2 protein-coding genes are annotated in these 1,111 nt (G+C 56.8%); both read left to right on the forward strand.

The annotated features are described in order from the left end of the window. The first annotated feature begins 126 nt into the window (after nucleotides 1-126). Nucleotides 127-351 (forward strand): hypothetical protein, encoded by a 225-nt coding sequence (locus Q5Y75_RS28335; RefSeq protein WP_306203647.1) that lies wholly within the window; start codon nucleotides 127-129, stop codon nucleotides 349-351. A gap of 33 nt (nucleotides 352-384) precedes the next feature. After that, nucleotides 385-1,111: IS5 family transposase (locus Q5Y75_RS28340; protein WP_306203649.1), on the forward strand; the 727-nt coding region annotated here is incomplete at its 3' end.

Consider the following 1,111-nt stretch of genomic DNA (forward strand, 5'->3'; position numbering starts at 1 on the left):
TTGCGGCGAAGGTGGGTTTGTCGAGATGCGGTTGAGCATTCGCCGTCAGCCGGGCGCCTTGATCCGCGTCAACTTATTCAACTGGAAACTATGGCAAGCTCTGCGACAACACAAAGGAGGGCTCGGATGGAAGATCTGGTCAAGCTTGGAAGGGAATCCGTTCAAGCAATACAAGATCGTCGCGGCATTGCGCATGTTGACGAAATCTATGCGGAAAACGCGGAGTCGGTAGAGGCGGTTGTGCCTCCCGGTCGGGATGTGCGGATCGCCAGGGGCCGGGGTGCCATCAAGGCGAAACGGGAAGATTGGGTGGCAACGGGGTGTGTTGCAGGGATCGAGCTGTTGCGGTAGTTCCAGCGTTTTCGCTGATGCGAGCGACGGTAGATGCCCTACAAATTCAATCATGCCCTCAGGAACAAGTTCCCGAAGGCCAGGTATCGGGTCACAAATTGGTCGGCGTACAACGAAAGCCTTCGACAACGTGGCGATGTGACGATCTGGATTTCAGATGAAGTGGCACAGAATTGGTCATCGCCACGCCGCAAGACACGCGGTGGTCAGCCGCGCTACACCGATTTGGCGATCGAGATTTGCCTTACTCTGCGGGTCGTGTTTCGGCTAGCATTGAGACAAACTCAGGGCTTCATGCGGTCGATTGCCAAGCTGATGGGCATGGAGCTTGTGGTGCCGGATTTCTCGACCTTGTCACGACGCGGCAAGGGGCTGAGGATCGCCCAAAAACGGCGCGCTGTGAGTAAACCAACCACCCTCATTCTGGACAGCACGGGTCTGAAAGTGCATGGCGGCAACGACTGGTATGAAGAGAAGCACAGCACCAAGAAGGCCCGCAAAACATGGCGCAAGCTCCACATCGCCTTCGATCCGGAAAACGGTGATATCGCCGCGACGGAGTTGACCACGGAACATGTGGGCGATGAAACGGCGCTGCCACACTTGCTATCCGACATGGATGCCGATGTGAGCCGGTTTCTGGCGGATGGTGCGTATGACGGCCAGGGCGTGGCAGACTGCCTGATCGAGAAGTTCGGGCATGAGGTTGAGATCATTATTCCTCCGCCGAAAAACGCGGTTCACGGCAAGAACGCACAAC

Source organism: Ruegeria discodermiae (assembly GCF_030758345.1).
In the GTDB taxonomy this organism is placed as follows: domain Bacteria; phylum Pseudomonadota; class Alphaproteobacteria; order Rhodobacterales; family Rhodobacteraceae; genus Ruegeria_C.